A 19444-nucleotide genomic window follows, 5' to 3' on the forward strand; every position below is an offset into this window, starting at 1 on the left:
TCCTCGTTATTTAATCTTATTTATCTTTTTTGCAGGATTTAGGATATCTGTTATACGAATCCCATAGTTTTCATCAATTACAACAACTTCTCCTTTAGCCATAAATTGTCCATTTACTAGAATATCTAAAGGTTCTCCAACTAATTTTTCAAGTTCCACAACCGTTCCTTGAGAAAATTCTAAAATTTCACTGATTGTTTTAGAAGCTCTACCTAATTCCACAGTAATTTCTAGTGGTACATCTTTAATTAAACTGATACTTTCTTTTCCATTACTTCCATACCCATTATCAAAAGATTGGAATTGCACAGGTTGCACATTTACTGGTTCTGTCCTTCTTGCACTAGGCATACCTGAACCTGGCATAGCATTATTATTACTCATATATCCCTCATTGCTCATCTGTTGCTGCATCCCATTTGCTTGTTGTTCTATAATTGGAGGGATATTATTCATTTGATTACTTATAGAATTATGTTGTTCTTCTTGATAGTTTGTAGAAGTGCCATTTAGTAAATTATCTACTAAATCCTTTGCAAAAGATATTGGTATAATTTGCATAATCTCACTATCAATAATATCTCCTACTACCATTTTAAATGCAATCTTTACGACTTGGTCATCATAACCTACAAAATCTAAGCCTTCTATATCCTTTGAAAAACTCATAGACATAGCCCTTGGGGGACTGATATCTATTTTACTATGAAACATTTCAGACAGAGAAGTGGCCGATGATCCTACCATCTGGTTCATCGCTTCACCGATAGCACTTAAATGTAATTCTGTTAATTCTCCTGAATTGTTTGTTCCATCTCCACCCATCATAATATCCGTAATAATCTTAACATCATTTTCTTTTAATACTAAGAGATTTCCACCTTCAATGCCTTCTTTATATTTAACCTCAACAACAACAAAAGGCGTTGGATATTGTTTTGCTAGTTCTTCCATTGTTAACACAGATATCATTGGCGTCGTAATGGTAACTTTTTGCCCTAAAAGCGTAAACAATGTTGTTGCAGAAGTGCCCATACTAATGTTTCCTATCTCTCCTAAAGCATCTTTTTGATTTTCATTTAGTTCTATATGTTTTTTATCCTCCACAACCTGCGGGGTACCTTTCAATAAAGCATCTATTTCCTCTTGAGAAAGCATATCGGCCATTTTACTCATCTCCATTCTCTACAACACCTTTTATTTGCACAGCCATCTTTTTCTTTTTTGTTCCAGGTTTTCCATAGTATTTTAGATTATCTCCTACAAATATTTTCATATCATCATTTACCAAAGCATCTAATTGAACCACATCTCCTACTTGAAGATCAAGAAAATCACTTACTGTTATAAAAGTTCTTCCCAAAACAGCTCTAACTTGAACTTTCGTTTTTTCTACTCTGTGTGTAAGAAGTTCTTCATCTCCTTGTGTGCGTTCTTTATTTGTACTAGTAAACCACAATCTTGTGTTCAATTTTGGTAAGATAGGCTCAATAACCAAATGAGGAATACATAGATTTACCATTCCTTCAACTTCACCAATCTTAATATTCAATGTTATAAGAGCTATTGTTTCACTTGGCGAAACAATCTGAGCAAATTGAGAATTGGTTTCTATTTTTTCTAACCTTGGATCAATAGGTACTACATTTTCCCATGGTTCTTTAAATAACTTAATAATTTGCTTCATTAGTTTCTTTATCAATGAAATTTCAATTTCTGTAAAACTTCTCTTTTCCTCAATCGCGATGCCACTACCTCCTAATATCCTATCAATAATTGCAAAAGCAATATCAGCAGTAATATCTAAAATAATCTGCCCATCTAGCGGGCTAAAATCTATAATCCCTAAAATCGCTGGATTTGCTATTGAATTGGTAAACTCATAATTAGATAATTGTTCTACACTTAACACTTCCACATGTATTAAACTTCTTAGATAACCAGATAAGAAAGTATTTAACGCTCTAGAAAAATTTTCATGAATAATCTGGAGTGTTCGCAATTGATCCTTTGCAAATTTATTTGGTCTTCTGAAATCATATCTTTTAACTTTTGCTTCTTTTGTTTCCGCTTTCATTTCCTGTGCATCCACTTCACCGGTACTTAGTGCCTGGAGTAGCGCATCAATTTCACTTTGTGACAATACATCAGACAATCACGATCCCTCCCTTTTATTGGATAATATACTCTACAAAATATGCATCCATAATTTCATCAGAGGGCACCACAGATTTTACAGATTTCACTATTTCTTTTCGAAGAGCTTGTTGGCCCTTGTCACCTGATAATTGTGTTTCATCTTTACTTCTTAATAATTCTAATATCTTGTTTATTATTTCGGAGCGCTTGTTGTCTAATCCTTCATTTATTTTTTCATTCGCTATTTCTATCTCTATGTTTACTTTTAAAATTTTTCTACTCTCTTTTATATTTGCATATAATTCCCCCATAGAATAGGTGCTCGTTTGAACTTCTTTTGGGTTTTCATTTGCTTTTTTATTTGCTACAAAATAAAATACGCCACCCACAACTAATGCTGTTAAAATAAAACCTATGACACTATATAATATTATTTTTTTTGTTGTCATTCTTCTACACCCTTTCTGAGCACTTTAATAATATGACTCTGATTTAACAAATTCAGAACGAAGTATAACAATATCTACTCTTCTATTCTTTGCTTTATTCTCAACACTATCATTTGGTGCTACAGGGTGATACTTGCTATATCCTGATGCCGATAATTTTTGAGGACTCATATCTGCTTCTTCAATTAAAAACCTTACTACATTTGAAGCTCTTGTCACAGAAAGCTCCCAATTTGTTGGAAATTTTTTAGAGTGTATAATTGGATCAGCATCTGTATGGCCTTCAATCCTTATATATTTCTCTATAAACTCCTCCTGTTTTAATAGATCCGCTATAAATTCCAATGTCTTTTTCGCTACTGGCTTTAGTTGTGCATAGCCTGAATCAAAAAGCACATTATCTTTAAATCTAAGTAGTAATCCTCTTGCATCAAGGTCAACCAGTATTTGTTGCTCCATCTCATTGTTCTCTAGATACTCTTCGATCTGCTCTTTTAGTTTTTTAAAGTCCTCTATCTCCTCAAGTTGTGCTGTTGTTTTTTCATCATTTAAGGCTTCTTGAATGTATTCTGTACTATCAAGGGTTTTTCCTCCTTCAAAAACACCTAAGGAACCTTGAAAAGACTGCATCACTGCTGAGAATTTTCTTAAATCTATCGTTGAAAAAGCAAATAATAGTACAAAGAAACACAGTAGTAATGTCATCAAGTCACTAAAAGTAGTCATCCACGCAGGTGAACCCGCCTTTGTCTCTTCCTGTTTTCTTTTTCTTCCCATTTAAGCCTCCACTCCCTCTTTATCATTACCTTCAGAGGTCTTTCTATGTTTTGGAGGAAGGAAAGATTTAAGTTTTACTTCAATAATTCTAGGATTCTCCCCTGCTTGAATAGACAAAAGTCCTTCAACCATTACTTCTTTAATCAATATCTCTTCTCTACTCCTAATTTTTAATTTTGCAGCAATAGGAATAAATATTAAGTTTGCAAGCAATGACCCATAAAAAGTAGTAATTAAAGCGACTGACATCTGTGGTCCTACAGCCGAGGGATCTTCTAGGGTTTTTAACATATTAATAAGTCCTATCAATGTACCGATCATTCCAAAGGCTGGTGCTAGACTTCCTAAAGTATCAAATATGCTTCGCCCTTCACCATGTCTTTCTTCAACAAATGCCAATTCTGTTTCTAAAATGTTTCTAACTAACTCAGGATCTGTACCGTCTACAATAAGCATAACACCTTTTTGCAAAAATTTATCATCTATATTTTCTGCCGCCTCTTCAAGCGCTAACAGACCTTCACGTCTTGCAATGTTTGCAATTTCGATGATCTTTGAAATAATTTCCATAGGATCATGATTTTTACTCGCAAAGGCTTTTTTTACAACAACCAGTGCGTCTTTTAGTTTATTCAACGGATAGGCTACACAAATCCCTGCAATGGTTCCCCCTAGGACAATCACGATTGATGGTAGATTATAAAAAGTTGAAATACTTCCATCTATCACAATCCCCCATATAATCATTCCTAGCCCTGAAACGATTCCAATAATTGTTGCTAAATCCAATGTCTACACCTCATTTCTCAAGGAGTTATGCTTTACTTCTAGATGTGAAAAAACTTGCTGTTTATATTTTATTATGTTGTTAATTATTTCGTCAATAGGTTCTAATACAATTATTTTTTTACCAGTAGTAAGGGTTATGACTGTATCCGGTGTAGACTCAATACATTCAATTAGATCACTATTGATTACATACTCTTTTCCACTTAATCTTGTAACATAAATCATGCGAACCATCCTTTAGATTCCGGGCAAAGATGCCCGGAATAAATTATTATCTTTTTAAGTTTACTAATTCCTGTAATATTTCATCTGATGTTGTAATTATTTTTGCACTTGCTTGGAACCCTCTTTGTGTTGTGATCATATCTGTAAATTCTTTAGCTATATCTACATTAGACATTTCTAATTTTCCGCCAGCTAAAGTAGAAAATCCACTTTCACCAGGCTTTCCTACAATGGGTGATCCAGAGTTTGCCGTATTGATAAACATGTTCCCTGATGTTTTTAAAAGTCCAGCAGGATTTTTGAATTTTGCCAAAGCAAGCCTTCCTATTGAACACTTCATCCCATTTGTAAAGGTCCCTTGAATGATCCCGTCTTGCCCAATAGTATAAGTATCAAGGCTTCCCTGTTTATACCCATCTTGCTCGTCAGACATGGTAGATTCACCAGAAGTCATGATGATGTTATCACTGTTAAGCTCTACATCAAAGCCTAAAGCTCCTGCACCATTTGTTAAACCAGCACCAACCTCTAATGATAGTTTCGGTGTATTGACTAATTTTCCACTTGAATCAAATTCTAATATTGGTGAAGTTCCAGTTGCAGTTGGAGGTGTAGTAGCAGCACCAGCATGTAACATGGTTCCATCTTTTTTTACATAGAATGTTTCAACTTGATATTGACTATTATTTATTGCTGGAGGTCCAGCAGCAACTTGTTTATCTTTAATCTTTATATACACTTGCTTAAAATTGTGCATCCCTCCCAAATTATCAAATGCTTGAAAGGATACTTCCTTTGCGACTGCATCTGCGTAGGTAGGGTTTACTTCATATTTTCCATTTTTCAACAATAGTACAGCATCTTTTGTAGGATCATCACTTACATTACCCTGTGCAGGCTCAACACCAACAGTACCAAGATCAATAGTTTTTTCTGTCTCACTATTCAATTGTCCTGTTAATGTAACTTTTGTAGTTGCTTTTGCTGGAAAGGTCATTGCTTTTGAAATAACTAATCCTTCTAGATTGCTCTTAAACGTTGGATTTTCCCCCATATCTTCTACACGATAACCTAATACTCTAAGACCATCTGCATTATTTAGATTACCTGCTCGATCTATTTGAAAATTTCCTGCTCTTGTATAGCTTCTGTTTAGAAAACTCGCATCATCAGAAACCATAAAAAAACCATCTCCATTAATCATTAAGTCTGTAGGTACATCCGTTGTCTCTGCAACACCTATTGTATGGATGGTATCCATGGCACCAATACCAACACCTAACCCAATCTGTTGTGGATTTGTACCTCCTCTGCCACCTTGTGGGGCAGATGCCCCTTGTAATGTTTGGTTAAAAGTTTCTTTAAATGTCATTCTGCTCTTTTTATATCCTACTGTATTCACATTGGCAATATTATTACTAATAACATCCATTTTTGATTTGTGAACACCAAGTCCTGACACTGCGGTAAACAATGCACGCATCATTTTACATGACCTCCTTTTATTTACTGTAATATATCTCCTCAATCATTCAGCGATATATAGCCTCCTATAAAGGTCCAGCTATATAATTACAGCCCCATCAATATTCGTAAAAACATTATCTTTTAACTGTTCATCTGTCGCTACTGTAATAATCGTTTTATTTTGTACACTCGCAACAAATGCTTTGTTATTCATAAGGATCAGTGTCTCTTTAATTCCCTTTTGATTTGCTTTATTTAAAGCTTCTTTAATTTTAAAAATTTCTTTATTGTCAAGCTTTATATTTCTCGACGCTAACCGTTCTATTGCATGTTTAGAGAATTTTACATCTTTGTTCACAACATGATCTAGTAGCTGTGCGAAAGATTTATTTTGCACTACTTTTTTAGATGTTATTTTTTGCGTTGTGGCATGAATATTTTGAATCATTATTTTATTCATCTCCACTGCCTCCTGTATCAACTTCAGGGTCAGAATCTACTGGTGGTTTTATTCCATATGCTTCTAAAGCTTTATTTAATTTTATTAATTCACCAAGCACTTCTTTATTTAAGTTGTAGTTCATTGTATCTACTGTTAAAACATCTTTTACTGCATATGCAATATCTTCTCTTAATCCCTCCATAGATTTGTTAAAAGTTTGCATTTGTTCCAAACTGCTAAATTGAGCCATTTGTGCGAGCATTTCTTTATCTTCAACAGGATTTAATGGATCTTGATGACTAAGCTGTGTTACGAGAAGCTGTAAAAATGCATCTTTCCCCAATGTATCTTTTTTTTCTTTAACACTCGTTTTTTCTCCTCTTTCTATAGCCGCTGTTACTTTCTCACTATTCGTCACATTCGTTGTATTGTTATTAACTCCATCCACAGACATTTTTTCACCTCCTAACCTAAATGATTGATTTTTGAAGTATTGATAGCACTTATATCATTTGCTTCTTCATTTAAAATTGAATCTTCATAATCTAATTTATCTATAGCCATTTTTCCACTACTTTTTTTCTTGGAATTCATAAAATTTTGCTGTTTTTGAAAATCTGAGTCTTGTCCTACACTTACATTCAATTCAGAAATACCAAAACCTTTTTCATTTAGGGCATCACGTAGTGCATTAAAATTTGATTCTATAACCTCTTTTACTGCTTGATTTTCTGCAACAATATTTGCAATAACGATGCCTCTCTCAACGGCTATTTTCATAGACAGATTTCCTAAATTATCTGGTTTAAGCTGTAAAGACATTTCTGAACCTTTCTCATCTACGATCACTTGTGCTTTCTCAACCATTTGTTCTAAGATATTGTTAAAATTCGGTTTTTGTAACATATCATTTTCTATTTTTATATTTTCTACTGAGGTTACATTGCTCTGAACATTATACGTGGTTGGTAATTCTTGTATTATTTTATCACTGATAATAATTTTTTGCTCTTTATTCGCAAAAAAACCACTTTTACCTTCTTTGTTTTCATTTTGTGACATTTGCCTCTCATTTTCCGAATCAGCCTTTGTTTCATTTTTTGTATTTACGGATACTTCATTTTTTACTGTTTCTGTATCTTTCTTAGCATCTTCTTTACTTTGTACGTTTGTTAAGTCTTTTTTATCGATTACATCATTCGTAACAGGCGTGTCTTTTGTTTTATCATATTGATTATCTTCTAATACTGCTTTAATTTTTGATAATAGTTCATTAAAATCTTCTGATTCTACTTTCACTTCAGTTTGATCCATCGCTGTTTCAAATTGATTCATCAATTGCATAAGTGTTTCTTTTAGTGATGCCGTATCTTGCGTAGCTACAATATTATTTTGATCCATATTTGATAGAAATTCATTAATTTGTGATTTCAATTCTTCAAATGACGCAGTTACGGCAACGTCCTTTCCTTCAACAAGCATCTTTTTATCCATTTCTTCTAAAAGCTTATTCAACGAAGCAATAAAATCCATAAGTTCCTGTGGTAGTTCCTCTTTTGCATTGTCTTTTTCTGCATTTTCTATTTTTTCCATTGCTTCGTTATTTGTGATTGAATTTTTTTCAGTTTTCTCTTTTTGTATAGATTGACTTTCAGCATTTAACTTTTCTTCACTATTTGTGTTCTCTATAAACTTTTCATCACTTTTTTTCTTGAAATCATATTCTTTTTGTTGTTTCATATTTTCACTTAAGATGCCATTAAAAGTGCTACTTTCTTTTCTTTTCATCAGATCCTTAGGCTTGCTCGTTGTGGATTGCGTATGATTAACTTGTGTCTTTAGATTCATTTGTAACGCATTCATTTTTTCACCCCCTTTCTAGTATTTTTATTAAGGTAGTGTCAGCTTTTTCGATAGTTCAGAAGCTAAACTACTATCTAGTGTTGCAAGTATTTCTGCCACTGTCTTTTCCTTTAACTTTTTTAAAATATTTACTGCGATCTCTTGATCTGTAATAATAATTTCTTCTCCATTTTGAAAAGCGTATTTTTTAGGCATATTACGACTTTTAAATAATTTTGTAATTACAGCTCCAATTTGTGTAGGTTCCATTTTTCCATAAACTTTTGTCAATTCATCAATTTCTTGATCATATTCACGATAGATCTTCATCGCGCTCATCATATCTGATGTCACTGTATCTTTCCCGTTTACAATCAGTTCATCATTCTTAATCTGCTCTAACAACTTATAAGTAAAATTTTTATCTTCAATTTTTGATAAGATTTGAGCAGCTTTTAACCTATCCATATTTCTGTAAACAATTGATAATTCTTCAGGTTTGTAATTATTCTCATCACCAATATCTGCTAGTAGTTTTTCAGCTTTTTCAACGTTATATATGTTGGCAATGTTTATTAGTTCTTTTTCTCGTTCTTCCATACGCCTTAGCAATTCATCAACTTTTTTTCTTTTATTTTTTGATTGGTAGTTGGATAAAAGTCTAATTGCTACATCTTTATCTAAATATTTCAAAATTTCAGCAGCATTCTCTTCCTTCATTTGTTCTAGGGTTAGTCCTATATTTTTATAAGAAACCATTTCACTTGTTAAATTATCGTTGATTTCTTCAACAGCATTTACTAAAGCTGTCGTTTCATAATATTTTGCTTTCTCTTGTAATTCCTTTATTTGATCCCCTTTTATTTGTTCTATAATGGATGATAAAACATCTTTCTTGATAGCACTTTGTCGCATATATTCAAGTATTTTATTCGTCTGATTCCCATTGATCTGTGTACAAATTTTGAGTAAATCTGCATATAATTTTTCATCTTCCTTTTGAATGATGGTCAACTTATCAGATGCGCTTTCAATATCTAGATTTACCAAATATTTCGCAACTTCTCTCTTTTGGCCTTCCTTTTCATCTCTCGTTGGATAACTTTCAAAATACACCCCAATAGGTCCAGATATTTTACTCAAATATTGGTTTATAATAAATTTGTAATTGTCATTAGTAAAATATAAAATACTCATAATCATTAGTGGAATTGTAATAAAAACCACAACCACAGTCCCTAATATTTTTCCTATACCCATACTTTTTTTTTCTTTCTCTACTATATTAGACTTTGCCATTGGTGCCCCCTAATTGCTCTTGAAGTTATTAAAAGTTACTAGTTGATCCACAAAATTTTCTTCTTCTTTTTTTTCTATATAGTAAAAATTTTCTTTTTCTCTTTCTCTAAGCTTTTCAAAGGTCTTTTTCTCTTTAGCTGCTTGCATTAATTCTAATCTATATTGGTTTACTTCTTGATTACACTTTTCTATTGCTTCCTTTTGGCTTAATATTTTTCTTTTTAGCTGCATCAAAAACATATCATATGTTCTAAGTGAAACAGCATCTGTCCCTTTTCTCATTTGTATAGCCATATTATGTTGGCAGTCTTCTTTGTAATCTTCTAGTCCCTTTAAGCGCATTTTTTCATCTTCAAGCTTTTTTTGCGCTTTATTTAATTTCCTACTTATTAATTCTTCATACCGTTCCTTGACGCCTAATAAATTTTCATATTTAAAGATAAATTTATTCATTGTATACACCTCTATTGTAGGATATCTTTCATTTGTTTGGTGGCATCTGCGTAATTAAACTTATCATGAACCCCTTGCTTTAAATAATCGTTTAATGATTCGATCATTTTTATAGCATAGTCGATCTTAGGATTGCTCCCCTCTGCATATGCACCTATATTAATCAAGTCTTCAGCATCTTTATAAGTAGCGAGTATATCTCTAAATTTACTTGAAAATTCTTTGTGTTCTTCTTCAACAATATTGGGCATTACCCTACTTATACTTGCCAATATATCTATAGCTGGATAGTGATTTTTATTTGCAAGGTTTCTTGACAGAACAATATGTCCATCTAATATCCCTCTTGCAGCATCTGTAATGGGTTCATTTAAGTCATCTCCATCTACAAGAACTGTATAAAGTGCTGTTATCGATCCTCTATCAGAGTTTCCAGAACGTTCTAACAGTTTAGGTAGTGCTGCAAAAACCGAAGGTGTGTATCCTTTTGTAACAGGCGGCTCTCCTACTGCTAGCCCTACCTCTCTTTGCGCCATAGAAAATCTTGTTAGAGAGTCCATGAGTAGCATAACATTTTTTCCTGTATCTCTAAAGTATTCAGCAATAGACGTTGCTAAGAGTGCTCCTTTCATTCTTACGAGAGCAGGTTGATCAGATGTTGCAATAACAACTACAGATCTTTTTAATCCTTCCTCTTGTAAATCATTTTCAATAAATTCTCTTACCTCTCTCCCACGCTCTCCAATAAGTGCGATCACATTCACATCTGCTTCAGTATTTCTAGCAATCATCCCCATAAGTGTACTTTTTCCTACCCCACTTCCTGCAAAAACACCAATTCTTTGACCTACGCCACAAGTCAATAAGCCATCAATAGCTTTAACTCCCAAAGAAAGTACATCTTCTATTTTCTTTCTCTTAAGAGGATTGGGGGGTTGATTATTCACCGGATATTTCTTTGTACTATCTATTCGCCCAGCATGATCAATCGGATTTCCTAATCCATCTAATATGCGACCCAATAAATTTTCTCCAACATTCACATTAAGCAATTCATCCGTTGCAACAACTTTACTGCCAGGTCCAATACCATCCATTTCTCCTAAAGGCATTAGTAAAACCTTTTCATCCTTAAATCCAACAACTTCCGCTTTTATCGCGATTCTTCCTTTTAACGGATAAATGAGACATAGTTCTCCTAGTTTTACAGCGGGTCCCAATGCCTCTATTGTAAGGCCTATAATTCGAGAAACTTTTCCACTATATTTGATTAAGTTTGCATTTTCAAGTGCATATTTATACTTGTCTAGATTAAGCATTTTAAACGCATCACTCACTCTCTAATATTTCTGTAAATAAAGACTTAATCTGATTCAATTGTGTTTCAATGCTACAATCAATACTTCCAGATACAGTATCAATAATACAACTTCCTTTTTTAAGAGAAGGTTCTTGTTTTATGGTTATATCATCAATATTTTCTGCTAAACATAATATTTTGTTCTTTGCACTTTCTGTGTAATTATAGTCATCAGGACTCACTCTAAGAACCAAAGATTCGGTGTAGGCACATTTGCTTAGTCCTGCTTTTACTAATCCAATAATGGTATCATATGTGTCCTTAACTTCTTTATTTAGTATTTTTTCTACAGTATGAATAACAAGTTTTATACTTTGTTCCTCTAATCCTTCAACGATATTTTTCTTTGTTTTTAGCACTTCATTTTTTATGTTTAAGGCTTCTTTTATAAGCAGGTTTGCTTCATCTTTCCCTGTCTCATAGCCTTCGGGCCTTCCTTTTTCAAATCCATCTTTCTTTGCATTTTCATATATCCCTTTTGCATCTTCATAAGCATCATGAATAATTGTTTGTGCTTGTTTTTCTGCTTCTGCCATTCTTTGCTTTACTAATTTTTCTATTTCTTTCATTTTTTCATTATGAATGGCTTCATAATCAATTTCTTCCCGAATATCTTTTTCTTTTTCAACCTTTATCTCTAAGGGGATACTTTCTATTCCAATCTTTTTTTTTTGACCCACTGTAACATAGGAAGATTTAAAAATTCTAGACAATTATTTCATCCCCTCCTCCACGCGATATGATGATTTCACCTGCTTCTTCAAGTTTTCTAATCATGTTTACTATTTTTTGTTGTGCTTCTTCAACATCTCTTAGTCGTACTGGACCCATAAATTCCATATCTTCTTTAATCATTTCTGCCATTCGTTTTGACATATTATTAAATATAACTTCTTGGACTTCTTCTGTAGCGCCTTTTAAGGCAATCCCTAACTCATTGTTGTCTACATCACGTATAAACCTTTGAATAGATGTACTATCTAATGTAACAATATCCTCAAATACAAACATTCTCTTCTTGATTTCTTCAGCCAATTCCACATCTTCAATTTCTAATGTTTCCATAATAAATTTCTCTGTTCCTCTGTCAACAGAATTTAATAAATCTACAATTGATTGTATCCCTCCAGCAGAAGTATAATCTTGCGTAACCATAGAAGAGAGCTTACTTTCTAAAACTGATTCAACTTCTTTAATAATCTCTGGTGTAGTACGATCCATTGTAGCAATACGCTTTGCTACTGCTGCTTGCTTATTTTGAGGCAAAGAAGATAATATTTGCCCTGCTTGCTGAGATCCTAAATATGAAAGAATAAGTGCAATGGTTTGCGGGTGTTCATTTTGAATGAAGTTTAGCAATTGACTTGCATCAGCTTTTCTTGCAAAATCAAAAGGACGAACTTGTAAAGAAGCCGTTAGCTTATTTACAATATCAAAAGCCTTTTGTGATCCTAAAGCTTTTTCTAAAATTTCTTTCGCATAATTAATACCGCCTTCAGAGATATACTCTTGTGCTAAGCAAACTTGATAAAAATCTTCCATAACTTTCTCTTTTTCTTCAGATGAAATTTTTCTCATATTTGCAATTTCTAATGTTAATTCCTCAATTTCTTCTTCTTGAAGATGCTTGAAAATTTTAGCTGATTTGTCTGGCCCTAAAGATATCAAAAGTACGGCTGCTTTCTCTTTGCCACTAAGTCCCATTTTCCGAGTCATAAACTACACTCCTAATCTTCATTAATCCATGATTTTAGTAACTGTGCTACTGCTTCAGGATTTTTATCTACAAACTTATTTATTTGCTTTTTATATCCTGACTTTTCATTTACTTCAAGTTCAATCTCGTCAAGATCCTCATCTATCACTGGCATAACAACATCTTCTAGTGCCTGATCCATTTCACTTTTTCTACGTCTTAACCTGTAAACTGTATAGCCTATAATTCCTATAAAAAGTGCACCTAGCACCCCTATAGCCCATAATGGTATATTTCCAAAGCTTCCAGATAATCCACTGTTACTTTCCGTATTTGCAAACTGATCCACTAAGCTTGTGTCAAATTCTCTAGCGATCACTTCTACCCCTTTGGTGTCTAAACCAGCAGAAGCAGAAACAAGATTAACAATTTCTTTTCTATACTCGTCTGTTAACTCTTCATTTGGTAAAGACTTTTTATTAATTAAAACTGCAACCGTTATATCCTTTACTTGTCCTTGTGCCTTAACAAGTTTTTTATTAATTTCATTTAATTCATAATTAATTGTCTTATTTGCTTTATCATACTTAGATACACTTTCACTATTTTCAGTGTATTGGGTGATATCCTCAGCATTTGAATCAGTCCCTGGTATACCACCTTCAGAACCATTTACAACTTGCTCCTTTGCATCGCCAATACTTCTAATAAGCCCATTAGTTTCATCTGCTATAGGGGGGGGCAAATTCCTTCATATCAGTGATTTCACTGTCAAAATCAAGCTTTACATTCACCATAACAGCCACATTTCCTGTTCCATATACAGTTGCTAGGAATTGTGTTATGCTTTCTTGCAGTTCATTTTTTACTTGCTGCTGTAAACCTAATTGCGTAGAAGCATCAAAAGTATTCCCATCTGTTTCTTTATTGAGTACTTGTCCTCTATTATCTACCACCGATATATTTTCTGGTTCTAAACTCTTTACGCCATTTGATACAAGCATCACAACACCATCTACCTGTTCTTTAGAAAGCGTTTTTCCAGATTCTACTTCAACAAATACAGAAGCCTTTGATTTTTGATCATTCATTAAAAAATTTGTATCTTCTGCTACAGTTAAATTTACCATTGCTTTCTTTATGCCATCAATTTCTTCTATCGTTCTTGCTAATGCGTTCATTTGTGCAATGACAAATCTCTTTTTTCTTTCTTCATTCGTCATTGTTATACTGCTATTATCAAGCATCTGTTCATAAGAAAAATTTCCCTTAGGCAAACCCGCTACCGCTAGATTCGCTTGTGCTTTATTTTTATATTCCTTCGGTACCAATATACTTGTCCCAGTTTCATTATTTTTCCAAGGAATTGTCATTTCATCCAGTTTTGCTGTGATCTCCCCAACATTTTTAGGTTCCAATTCACTAAATAAGGTTACATACTCAGGTTCGGAAGTAAAAGTAAGTAATAATGCCATACTAATAATTATTAATAATCCACTGACACCAATTTTTATTTTTTGTTTTTTATCTAATTTCTTATAGAATTCATTTAATTGCTCTTTCATTTGTTCTAGCGTATTGCCCATCTGGTCACCTCATTCCCTTATGCTACTACGGATTCTATACTTGTAGTCTCATTATTTCTTTATAGGCATCTAGAACTTTATTTTTTATCTCCATAGTAAATTGCAATGCAATTTCTGATTTTTCGGTAGCGATCATCACTTCTTGTATATTTTCAATTTCTCCCATTGCAGCTTGCGTGCCAAGTTTTTGTGATGCTAATTCATAATCATTCACTTCATTGATTGCATTCTTTAAAAATGTCGAAAAATTATTTTCCTCTTTTTTATCATTTATATTAAATGACTGTACCGTGGGATTGGTAATATTATTAATTTTCATGTATAAGTCCTCCATTTTTTATTAACTATTTGCCAATCTCAAGCGCTTTCATAGCCATACTTTTTGTCGTATTCATAGCAGTCACATTGGCTTCATAGGCTCTCGTTGATGAAATCATATTGATCATTTCTGTTACAATATCTACATTCGGCATCTGTACATACCCGTCTTTATCCGCATCAGGATGCCCTGGATCATATACTTTTTTAAATGGTGTTTTATCTTCCTTTATTCCAACAACCTCAACCCCATTTCCAGTTTGTTCTCCATTTTTTGCATTTTCGAGTGTTTGTTCAAAAGTAGATTCTGTCTGTTTAAAAACAGGAACTTGACGCCTGTAAGGCGTACCGTTACTTGTTCTAGTCGTGTTTGCATTTGCTATGTTTTTAGATATAATATCCATTCTTAGTCTTTCTGCAGTTAATCCAGAAGCACTTACATTAATTGATTTAAATAAACTCATCTAATCTACCTCCCATCCTTCACAGCAAGTTTTAATTTTTGTAAATTTGAAGATATAGCTTCTTTTAATGTATAAAAGCGTATTGTATTCTTCGCCATATTTGCCATTTCCACATCAATATTGACATTATTTCCATCTTTCCTATATTTTGTTGTAAAATCTTTTGTAACCATCGGTTCTATCTGATCTATATTTACATTCCCTATTGGTATATGTTTTTCGTGCGTTACTTTTCCCCCTATAGATGTATCAGACAAACTTTCCGCCAAGACAGACTCAAATTTCACTACATTCCTTTTAAATTTGGGTGTATTCACATTTGCGATATTATTGGATGTTGCGTCATTTCTAAGCCAAGAGGCATTCATCGATTTCTCTAGTATATTCATATTCTTAAAAGATTTATCTAAAACGTTCATATATTCCTCCTAACAAAATATAATCTTTAAACATTCGTTTTTTCTACACAATTCTCCATATATAGTGTTTTTTCTTTTATCTTTATATATTTCTATATACAATTGAATATTCCTTCTTTCCCCTTATTTTTACATTTTCATATTTTTACACAATTTTCTTTAATATTACACAAAATCACAATGTTCTTATTTCTCAGATACATTCTATACTATATCTATCTTTTTTTCTACTGCTTTCAATAAAGATAGTAATTTTTAACCATATTCTAACATTTGATTTTTTGTACTTCCTTATATAGCTTTGCACCTTAAAAATTAACTTTTCGAATAAAAAAAACAACCCTTTAGGTTGTTTTTTTATTTGAAAACATATTATCTTTTTAATTTCTCTAGTTCATCAATTAATTTATTATTTAATATTCTAATATGTGTACCTTTCATTCCTAATGATCTTGATTCAATAACACCAGCACTTTCAAACTTTCTTAAAGCATTCACAATAACAGATCTTGTTATTCCTACTCTATCTGCAATTTTGCTTGCTACTAATAAACCTTCTGTTCCTTCAAGTTCCTCAAAAATATGTTCAACAGCTTCTAGTTCAGAATAAGAAAGTGTACCAATAGCCATTTGTACAACAGCTTTTTTTCTTGCTTCTTCTTCAATCACTTCACTTTTAGCTCTAAGTATTTCCATTCCTACAACAGTAGAACTATATTCAGCCAATACCAAATCTTCATCTACAAACGCTTTATCATGTCTTGATAAAATCAATGTCCCTAATCTTTGTCCACTTCCATTTATAGGAACAATTGTAGTCAATTTTTCAACACTTTCAACATCATACTTGAAAATCTTAAGAAATTCATCTCCTGTAACATTATACTTCGTATCTGTAATTTTTAATAATTCCTCATTATATTCATCAGGAAACATTTTATTTCCCGTATCAGAATCAATAATAATAGGATTTTCTGAATGATCTATTAAGTGAACCCCTAAAACCTTCCCTCTTTTACTCGCAACATATACATTAGAATCTAATACATTACTCAATGTTTTACACAATTCTCCAAATGATACAGGTACATTCCCTGACTGTTGAAGTATTTTATTTAATTTTCTTGTTTTTTCCAATATTGAGATCGCCATTTGTATCCTCCTCGTAAACTTTTTTCTTATAGTATTATTTCATTCAACTCTCGATGCATAATCTTATCTTTTAATTTATTTTTTATATCTTCCCTATTAATGGTCACTTCTTCTTGCAAATCTATAATTTTAAAAGATAAATCTTTAAGAAATTTTTCTAAAACCGTATGAAGTCTTCACGCACCAACATTTTCAGTTTTCCATTGATAAGAAATGTATAATTTGCTACTTTATCTATATCTTTTTCAGTAAAATGTATTTTTATTCCTTCTGATTCTAATAATACCTTGTACCGTTCAATCTATGCATTCTTTTGAAATATTTTTTCATATCCAAAACATTCGTTTCAACAGACCATGTGAAATGGTATCATATTTTTAAAATTTAATCAACATTAAATTTAAAAATAATTGAATAATTTTGATTTATCATACATTTTCTTCAACTCTTTTATATTTACACTCTTTATCTGAACATTGTATAATTGTATCATTTTTCCTATTCTTTTTTACTAATAGTGATTCACATACTGGACATTTTTCAGCAATCGGTCGATTCCATACCATAAAATTGCATTTTGGAAAACTTCCACAGCCATAGAATACTCTTCCTTTTTTAGACCTTCTTTCTACGATATCTCCTCCGCAGCGTGGACATGCTATACCAATTTTCTTTAAAAATGGTCTTGTATGCTGACATTCTGGATAGTTTGAACAAGCTAAAAACTTTCCATACTTCCCATACTTAATCACCATATTTTTTCCACAATCTTCACATATTTCATCTGTCTCTTCTTCTATTAATTCAATTTTTTTTATTTCTTCCTCTGCATATTTCAATGTTTTATCAAAAGGCTTATAAAAATGATCAATTACTTCAGCCCATTTTAATTGTTCTTCTTCAATTTTATCTAATTGTTCTTCAAGTTCAGCAGTAAAATGTTCATCCACAATATTTTTGAAATATTCTTTCAGTAAGTCTGTCACAATACTTCCTAATTCTGTAGGTTTTAGTGATTTCTTTTCCCTTTCTACGTATCCGCGGCTTAGGATTGTAGATATTATCGGTGCATATGTACTCGGCCTTCCTATATTTTTTTCTTCTAATTCTTTTACTAAAGAACTTTCTGTAAATCTTGCAGGCGGTTGTGTAAAATGTTGCTTTGATTCTATCTCTTCAGTATCTAGAATTTGCCCTTCATAAACCTCTGGAATTTCGTTATCTGTAACTGATGCATACGTATACACCTTTAAAAATCCATCAAAAACCAATTTAGACCCAGATGCTTTAAATAAAAAACCATTATTTGTTAGATCTACTGAATACGTGTCATAAAGCGCATTTTTCATCTGACTTGCCAAAAACCTTTCCCAAATAAGCTTATATAATTGGTATTGCTCCTTTTTAAGAGAAGTTTTTATTTTTTCAGGATGTCTATCTATCGAAGTAGGTCTTATCGCTTCATGTGCATCTTGTGCTTCTTTCTTCGTTTTATATTTTTTCTCATGCTCACCAATGTATTTACTTGTGAAATTCTCTAAAATATAGTTTTTTGTATGTTCCTTTGCTTCACTTGAAACACGGGTTGAGTCTGTTCTTATATACGTAATTAAACCTACAGAACCCTCCCCTTCAATATCAATTCCTTCATAAAGTTGTTGCGCAATGATCATAGTTTTTTTCGTCGTATACCCTAATCGATTTACCGCTTCTTGCTGTAAACTACTCGTAGTAAACGGAGGATATGGACTTCGTTTTTTCTCTTTTCTTTTTACATTTTCTACAATGAAAGATCCATTGTTCAACTTTTGTACAATATCTTCTACCAACTCTTTATGATCTAATTCCATTTTTTTAGCAACCGTACCGTAAAATTTTGCATCAAATCTTTCTTTTGTATTTTTACTAAATACAGTTGCAACAATGCTCCAATATTCTTGAGGTATAAAACTTTCTATTTCATTTTCTCTATCACATATAATCTTCGTCGCAACAGATTGAACTCTACCAGCACTTAGCCCTTTTCTAATTTTTCTCCATAACAATGGGCTAATGCTATATCCAACGAGCCTGTCTAGTATTCGTCTTGCTTGTTGCGCATCTACTAAACTTTTATTGATTTCCCTTGGATTTTTAACTGCATTTTTAATAGCATCCTTGGTAATCTCATTAAATTCTATTCTACATGCTTCTTTTTCATTAATAGATAAAATATGCGCCAAATGCCATGAGATAGCTTCTCCCTCCCTATCAGGGTCAGTAGCAAGCAATATTTTTTTTACTTTTTTTACTTCTTTTTTTAACTCTTTTATAACAGGCCCTTTTCCTCTAATTGTTATATAATGTGGTTCATAGTTGTTTTCAACATCTATTCCCATTTTACTTTTCGGTAAATCTCTTACGTGGCCAACGGAGGCAACAACTTTATAATTTTTGCCTAAAAACTTTCCAATTGTTTTGGCTTTGGCAGGAGATTCTACGATAACTAAAGATTTTGCCACAATTTCACCTCCATTTTTAAAAGCAATAGTAATTATATCAGAAAGCTTTTAAAATTTCAAAATATT

Annotated in this window: 22 protein-coding genes; all 22 read right to left on the reverse strand. The window is 32.4% G+C overall.

Annotated features, from left to right (window positions below; all coding sequences use genetic code 11):
* Positions 1 to 6 precede the first annotated feature (6 nt).
* The 22 genes from fliY to topA all read right to left on the reverse strand — a co-directional run bounded on the left by fliY (position 7) and on the right by topA (position 19378).
* On the reverse strand, positions 7 to 1182 hold the full coding sequence (gene fliY / locus EV214_RS00830; protein WP_330571215.1) for a flagellar motor switch phosphatase FliY: 1176 nt from the start codon (positions 1180 to 1182) through the stop codon (positions 7 to 9).
* Positions 1169 to 2155 (reverse strand): flagellar motor switch protein FliM, encoded by a 987-nt coding sequence (gene fliM / locus EV214_RS00835; protein WP_132241719.1) that lies wholly within the window; start codon positions 2153 to 2155, stop codon positions 1169 to 1171. The genes fliY and fliM overlap by 14 nt, the downstream gene beginning before the upstream one ends.
* Positions 2156 to 2171: 16 nt before the next feature.
* Entirely contained in the window at positions 2172 to 2588 is a 417-nt protein-coding gene (locus EV214_RS00840) for a flagellar basal body-associated FliL family protein (RefSeq protein ID WP_132241721.1), read from the reverse strand.
* A 24-nt stretch (positions 2589 to 2612) separates the two neighbouring features.
* Positions 2613 to 3365 (reverse strand): flagellar motor protein MotB, encoded by a 753-nt coding sequence (locus EV214_RS00845; RefSeq protein WP_132241723.1) that lies wholly within the window; start codon positions 3363 to 3365, stop codon positions 2613 to 2615.
* Positions 3366 to 4154 (reverse strand): motility protein A, encoded by a 789-nt coding sequence (locus EV214_RS00850; protein ID WP_132241725.1) that lies wholly within the window; start codon positions 4152 to 4154, stop codon positions 3366 to 3368.
* A gap of 3 nt (positions 4155 to 4157) precedes the next feature.
* Positions 4158 to 4379 carry a flagellar FlbD family protein gene (locus EV214_RS00855; RefSeq protein ID WP_132241727.1) on the reverse strand — a complete coding sequence of 74 codons (222 nt, stop codon included), beginning with the start codon at positions 4377 to 4379 and terminating at the stop codon, positions 4158 to 4160.
* 46 nt (positions 4380 to 4425) lie between these two features.
* Complete coding sequence (locus tag EV214_RS00860; protein ID WP_132241729.1) at positions 4426 to 5865, reverse strand: flagellar hook protein FlgE; 1440 nt, start codon at positions 5863 to 5865, stop codon at positions 4426 to 4428.
* Positions 5866 to 5943: 78 nt separating this feature from the next.
* On the reverse strand, positions 5944 to 6306 hold the full coding sequence (locus EV214_RS00865; RefSeq protein WP_132241731.1) for a TIGR02530 family flagellar biosynthesis protein: 363 nt from the start codon (positions 6304 to 6306) through the stop codon (positions 5944 to 5946).
* Positions 6299 to 6742, reverse strand: a complete 444-nt coding sequence (locus EV214_RS00870) for a flagellar hook capping FlgD N-terminal domain-containing protein (RefSeq protein WP_132241733.1) — start codon at positions 6740 to 6742, stop codon at positions 6299 to 6301. The genes EV214_RS00865 and EV214_RS00870 overlap by 8 nt, the downstream gene beginning before the upstream one ends.
* A gap of 11 nt (positions 6743 to 6753) precedes the next feature.
* A complete protein-coding gene (locus EV214_RS00875; RefSeq protein ID WP_132241735.1) occupies positions 6754 to 8151 on the reverse strand; it encodes a flagellar hook-length control protein FliK in 1398 nt (465 codons plus the stop codon).
* Between the two features lie 27 nt (positions 8152 to 8178).
* A complete protein-coding gene (locus EV214_RS00880) occupies positions 8179 to 9429 on the reverse strand; it encodes a MotE family protein (RefSeq protein ID WP_132241737.1) in 1251 nt (416 codons plus the stop codon).
* A gap of 9 nt (positions 9430 to 9438) precedes the next feature.
* Positions 9439 to 9882 carry a flagellar export protein FliJ gene (gene fliJ / locus EV214_RS00885; RefSeq protein WP_132241739.1) on the reverse strand — a complete coding sequence of 148 codons (444 nt, stop codon included), beginning with the start codon at positions 9880 to 9882 and terminating at the stop codon, positions 9439 to 9441.
* A gap of 11 nt (positions 9883 to 9893) precedes the next feature.
* On the reverse strand, positions 9894 to 11201 hold the full coding sequence (fliI, locus tag EV214_RS00890) for a flagellar protein export ATPase FliI (RefSeq protein WP_132241741.1): 1308 nt from the start codon (positions 11199 to 11201) through the stop codon (positions 9894 to 9896).
* A 10-nt stretch (positions 11202 to 11211) separates the two neighbouring features.
* The gene (locus EV214_RS00895) at positions 11212 to 11955 is read right to left on the reverse strand and encodes a FliH/SctL family protein (RefSeq protein ID WP_132241743.1); all 744 of its coding nucleotides are present in this window, start codon (positions 11953 to 11955) and stop codon (positions 11212 to 11214) included.
* Entirely contained in the window at positions 11948 to 12958 is a 1011-nt protein-coding gene (gene fliG / locus EV214_RS00900; protein ID WP_132241745.1) for a flagellar motor switch protein FliG, read from the reverse strand. Before fliG ends, EV214_RS00895 begins: the two co-directional genes overlap by 8 nt.
* An 11-nt stretch (positions 12959 to 12969) precedes the next feature.
* A complete protein-coding gene (locus tag EV214_RS00905) occupies positions 12970 to 13683 on the reverse strand; it encodes a flagellar M-ring protein FliF C-terminal domain-containing protein (protein ID WP_132241747.1) in 714 nt (237 codons plus the stop codon).
* Positions 13661 to 14524 carry a flagellar basal-body MS-ring/collar protein FliF gene (fliF, locus tag EV214_RS00910; protein WP_132241749.1) on the reverse strand — a complete coding sequence of 288 codons (864 nt, stop codon included), beginning with the start codon at positions 14522 to 14524 and terminating at the stop codon, positions 13661 to 13663. Before fliF ends, EV214_RS00905 begins: the two co-directional genes overlap by 23 nt.
* A 34-nt stretch (positions 14525 to 14558) precedes the next feature.
* Positions 14559 to 14843: a flagellar hook-basal body complex protein FliE gene (gene fliE / locus EV214_RS00915; protein WP_165916156.1), complete on the reverse strand. Its 285-nt coding sequence runs from the start codon at positions 14841 to 14843 to the stop codon at positions 14559 to 14561.
* Between the two features lie 25 nt (positions 14844 to 14868).
* Positions 14869 to 15306: a flagellar basal body rod protein FlgC gene (gene flgC, locus EV214_RS00920; RefSeq protein ID WP_132241753.1), complete on the reverse strand. Its 438-nt coding sequence runs from the start codon at positions 15304 to 15306 to the stop codon at positions 14869 to 14871.
* Positions 15307 to 15311: 5 nt separating this feature from the next.
* Positions 15312 to 15725, reverse strand: a complete 414-nt coding sequence (gene flgB, locus EV214_RS00925) for a flagellar basal body rod protein FlgB (RefSeq protein WP_132241755.1) — start codon at positions 15723 to 15725, stop codon at positions 15312 to 15314.
* A gap of 372 nt (positions 15726 to 16097) precedes the next feature.
* Positions 16098 to 16877 (reverse strand): GTP-sensing pleiotropic transcriptional regulator CodY, encoded by a 780-nt coding sequence (codY, locus tag EV214_RS00930; RefSeq protein WP_165916157.1) that lies wholly within the window; start codon positions 16875 to 16877, stop codon positions 16098 to 16100.
* A 428-nt stretch (positions 16878 to 17305) separates the two neighbouring features.
* A complete protein-coding gene (gene topA / locus EV214_RS00935) occupies positions 17306 to 19378 on the reverse strand; it encodes a type I DNA topoisomerase (RefSeq protein ID WP_132241757.1) in 2073 nt (690 codons plus the stop codon).
* Positions 19379 to 19444 lie beyond the last annotated feature (66 nt).

This window comes from Marinisporobacter balticus (assembly GCF_004345705.1).
GTDB classification, from domain to species: domain Bacteria; phylum Bacillota; class Clostridia; order Peptostreptococcales; family Thermotaleaceae; genus Marinisporobacter; species Marinisporobacter balticus.

Excerpts from the sequence above, each read along its gene's own strand:
- fliY (WP_330571215.1), bottom strand. The coding sequence starts at position 1,182 with ATGGAGATGAGTAAAATGGCCGATATGCTTTCTCAAGAGGAAATAGAT.
- EV214_RS00840 (WP_132241721.1), bottom strand. The coding sequence starts at position 2,588 with ATGACAACAAAAAAAATAATATTATATAGTGTCATAGGTTTTATTTTA.
- EV214_RS00845 (WP_132241723.1), bottom strand. The coding sequence starts at position 3,365 with ATGGGAAGAAAAAGAAAACAGGAAGAGACAAAGGCGGGTTCACCTGCG.
- EV214_RS00855 (WP_132241727.1), bottom strand. The coding sequence starts at position 4,379 with ATGATTTATGTTACAAGATTAAGTGGAAAAGAGTATGTAATCAATAGT.
- EV214_RS00860 (WP_132241729.1), bottom strand. The coding sequence starts at position 5,865 with ATGATGCGTGCATTGTTTACCGCAGTGTCAGGACTTGGTGTTCACAAA.
- EV214_RS00865 (WP_132241731.1), bottom strand. The coding sequence starts at position 6,306 with ATGAATAAAATAATGATTCAAAATATTCATGCCACAACGCAAAAAATA.
- EV214_RS00870 (WP_132241733.1), bottom strand. The coding sequence starts at position 6,742 with ATGTCTGTGGATGGAGTTAATAACAATACAACGAATGTGACGAATAGT.
- EV214_RS00875 (WP_132241735.1), bottom strand. The coding sequence starts at position 8,151 with ATGAATGCGTTACAAATGAATCTAAAGACACAAGTTAATCATACGCAA.
- EV214_RS00880 (WP_132241737.1), bottom strand. The coding sequence starts at position 9,429 with ATGGCAAAGTCTAATATAGTAGAGAAAGAAAAAAAAAGTATGGGTATA.
- fliJ (WP_132241739.1), bottom strand. The coding sequence starts at position 9,882 with ATGAATAAATTTATCTTTAAATATGAAAATTTATTAGGCGTCAAGGAA.
- fliI (WP_132241741.1), bottom strand. The coding sequence starts at position 11,201 with ATGCTTAATCTAGACAAGTATAAATATGCACTTGAAAATGCAAACTTA.
- fliG (WP_132241745.1), bottom strand. The coding sequence starts at position 12,958 with ATGACTCGGAAAATGGGACTTAGTGGCAAAGAGAAAGCAGCCGTACTT.
- fliF (WP_132241749.1), bottom strand. The coding sequence starts at position 14,524 with ATGGGCAATACGCTAGAACAAATGAAAGAGCAATTAAATGAATTCTAT.
- fliE (WP_165916156.1), bottom strand. The coding sequence starts at position 14,843 with ATGAAAATTAATAATATTACCAATCCCACGGTACAGTCATTTAATATA.
- flgC (WP_132241753.1), bottom strand. The coding sequence starts at position 15,306 with ATGAGTTTATTTAAATCAATTAATGTAAGTGCTTCTGGATTAACTGCA.
- flgB (WP_132241755.1), bottom strand. The coding sequence starts at position 15,725 with ATGAACGTTTTAGATAAATCTTTTAAGAATATGAATATACTAGAGAAA.
- codY (WP_165916157.1), bottom strand. The coding sequence starts at position 16,877 with ATGGCGATCTCAATATTGGAAAAAACAAGAAAATTAAATAAAATACTT.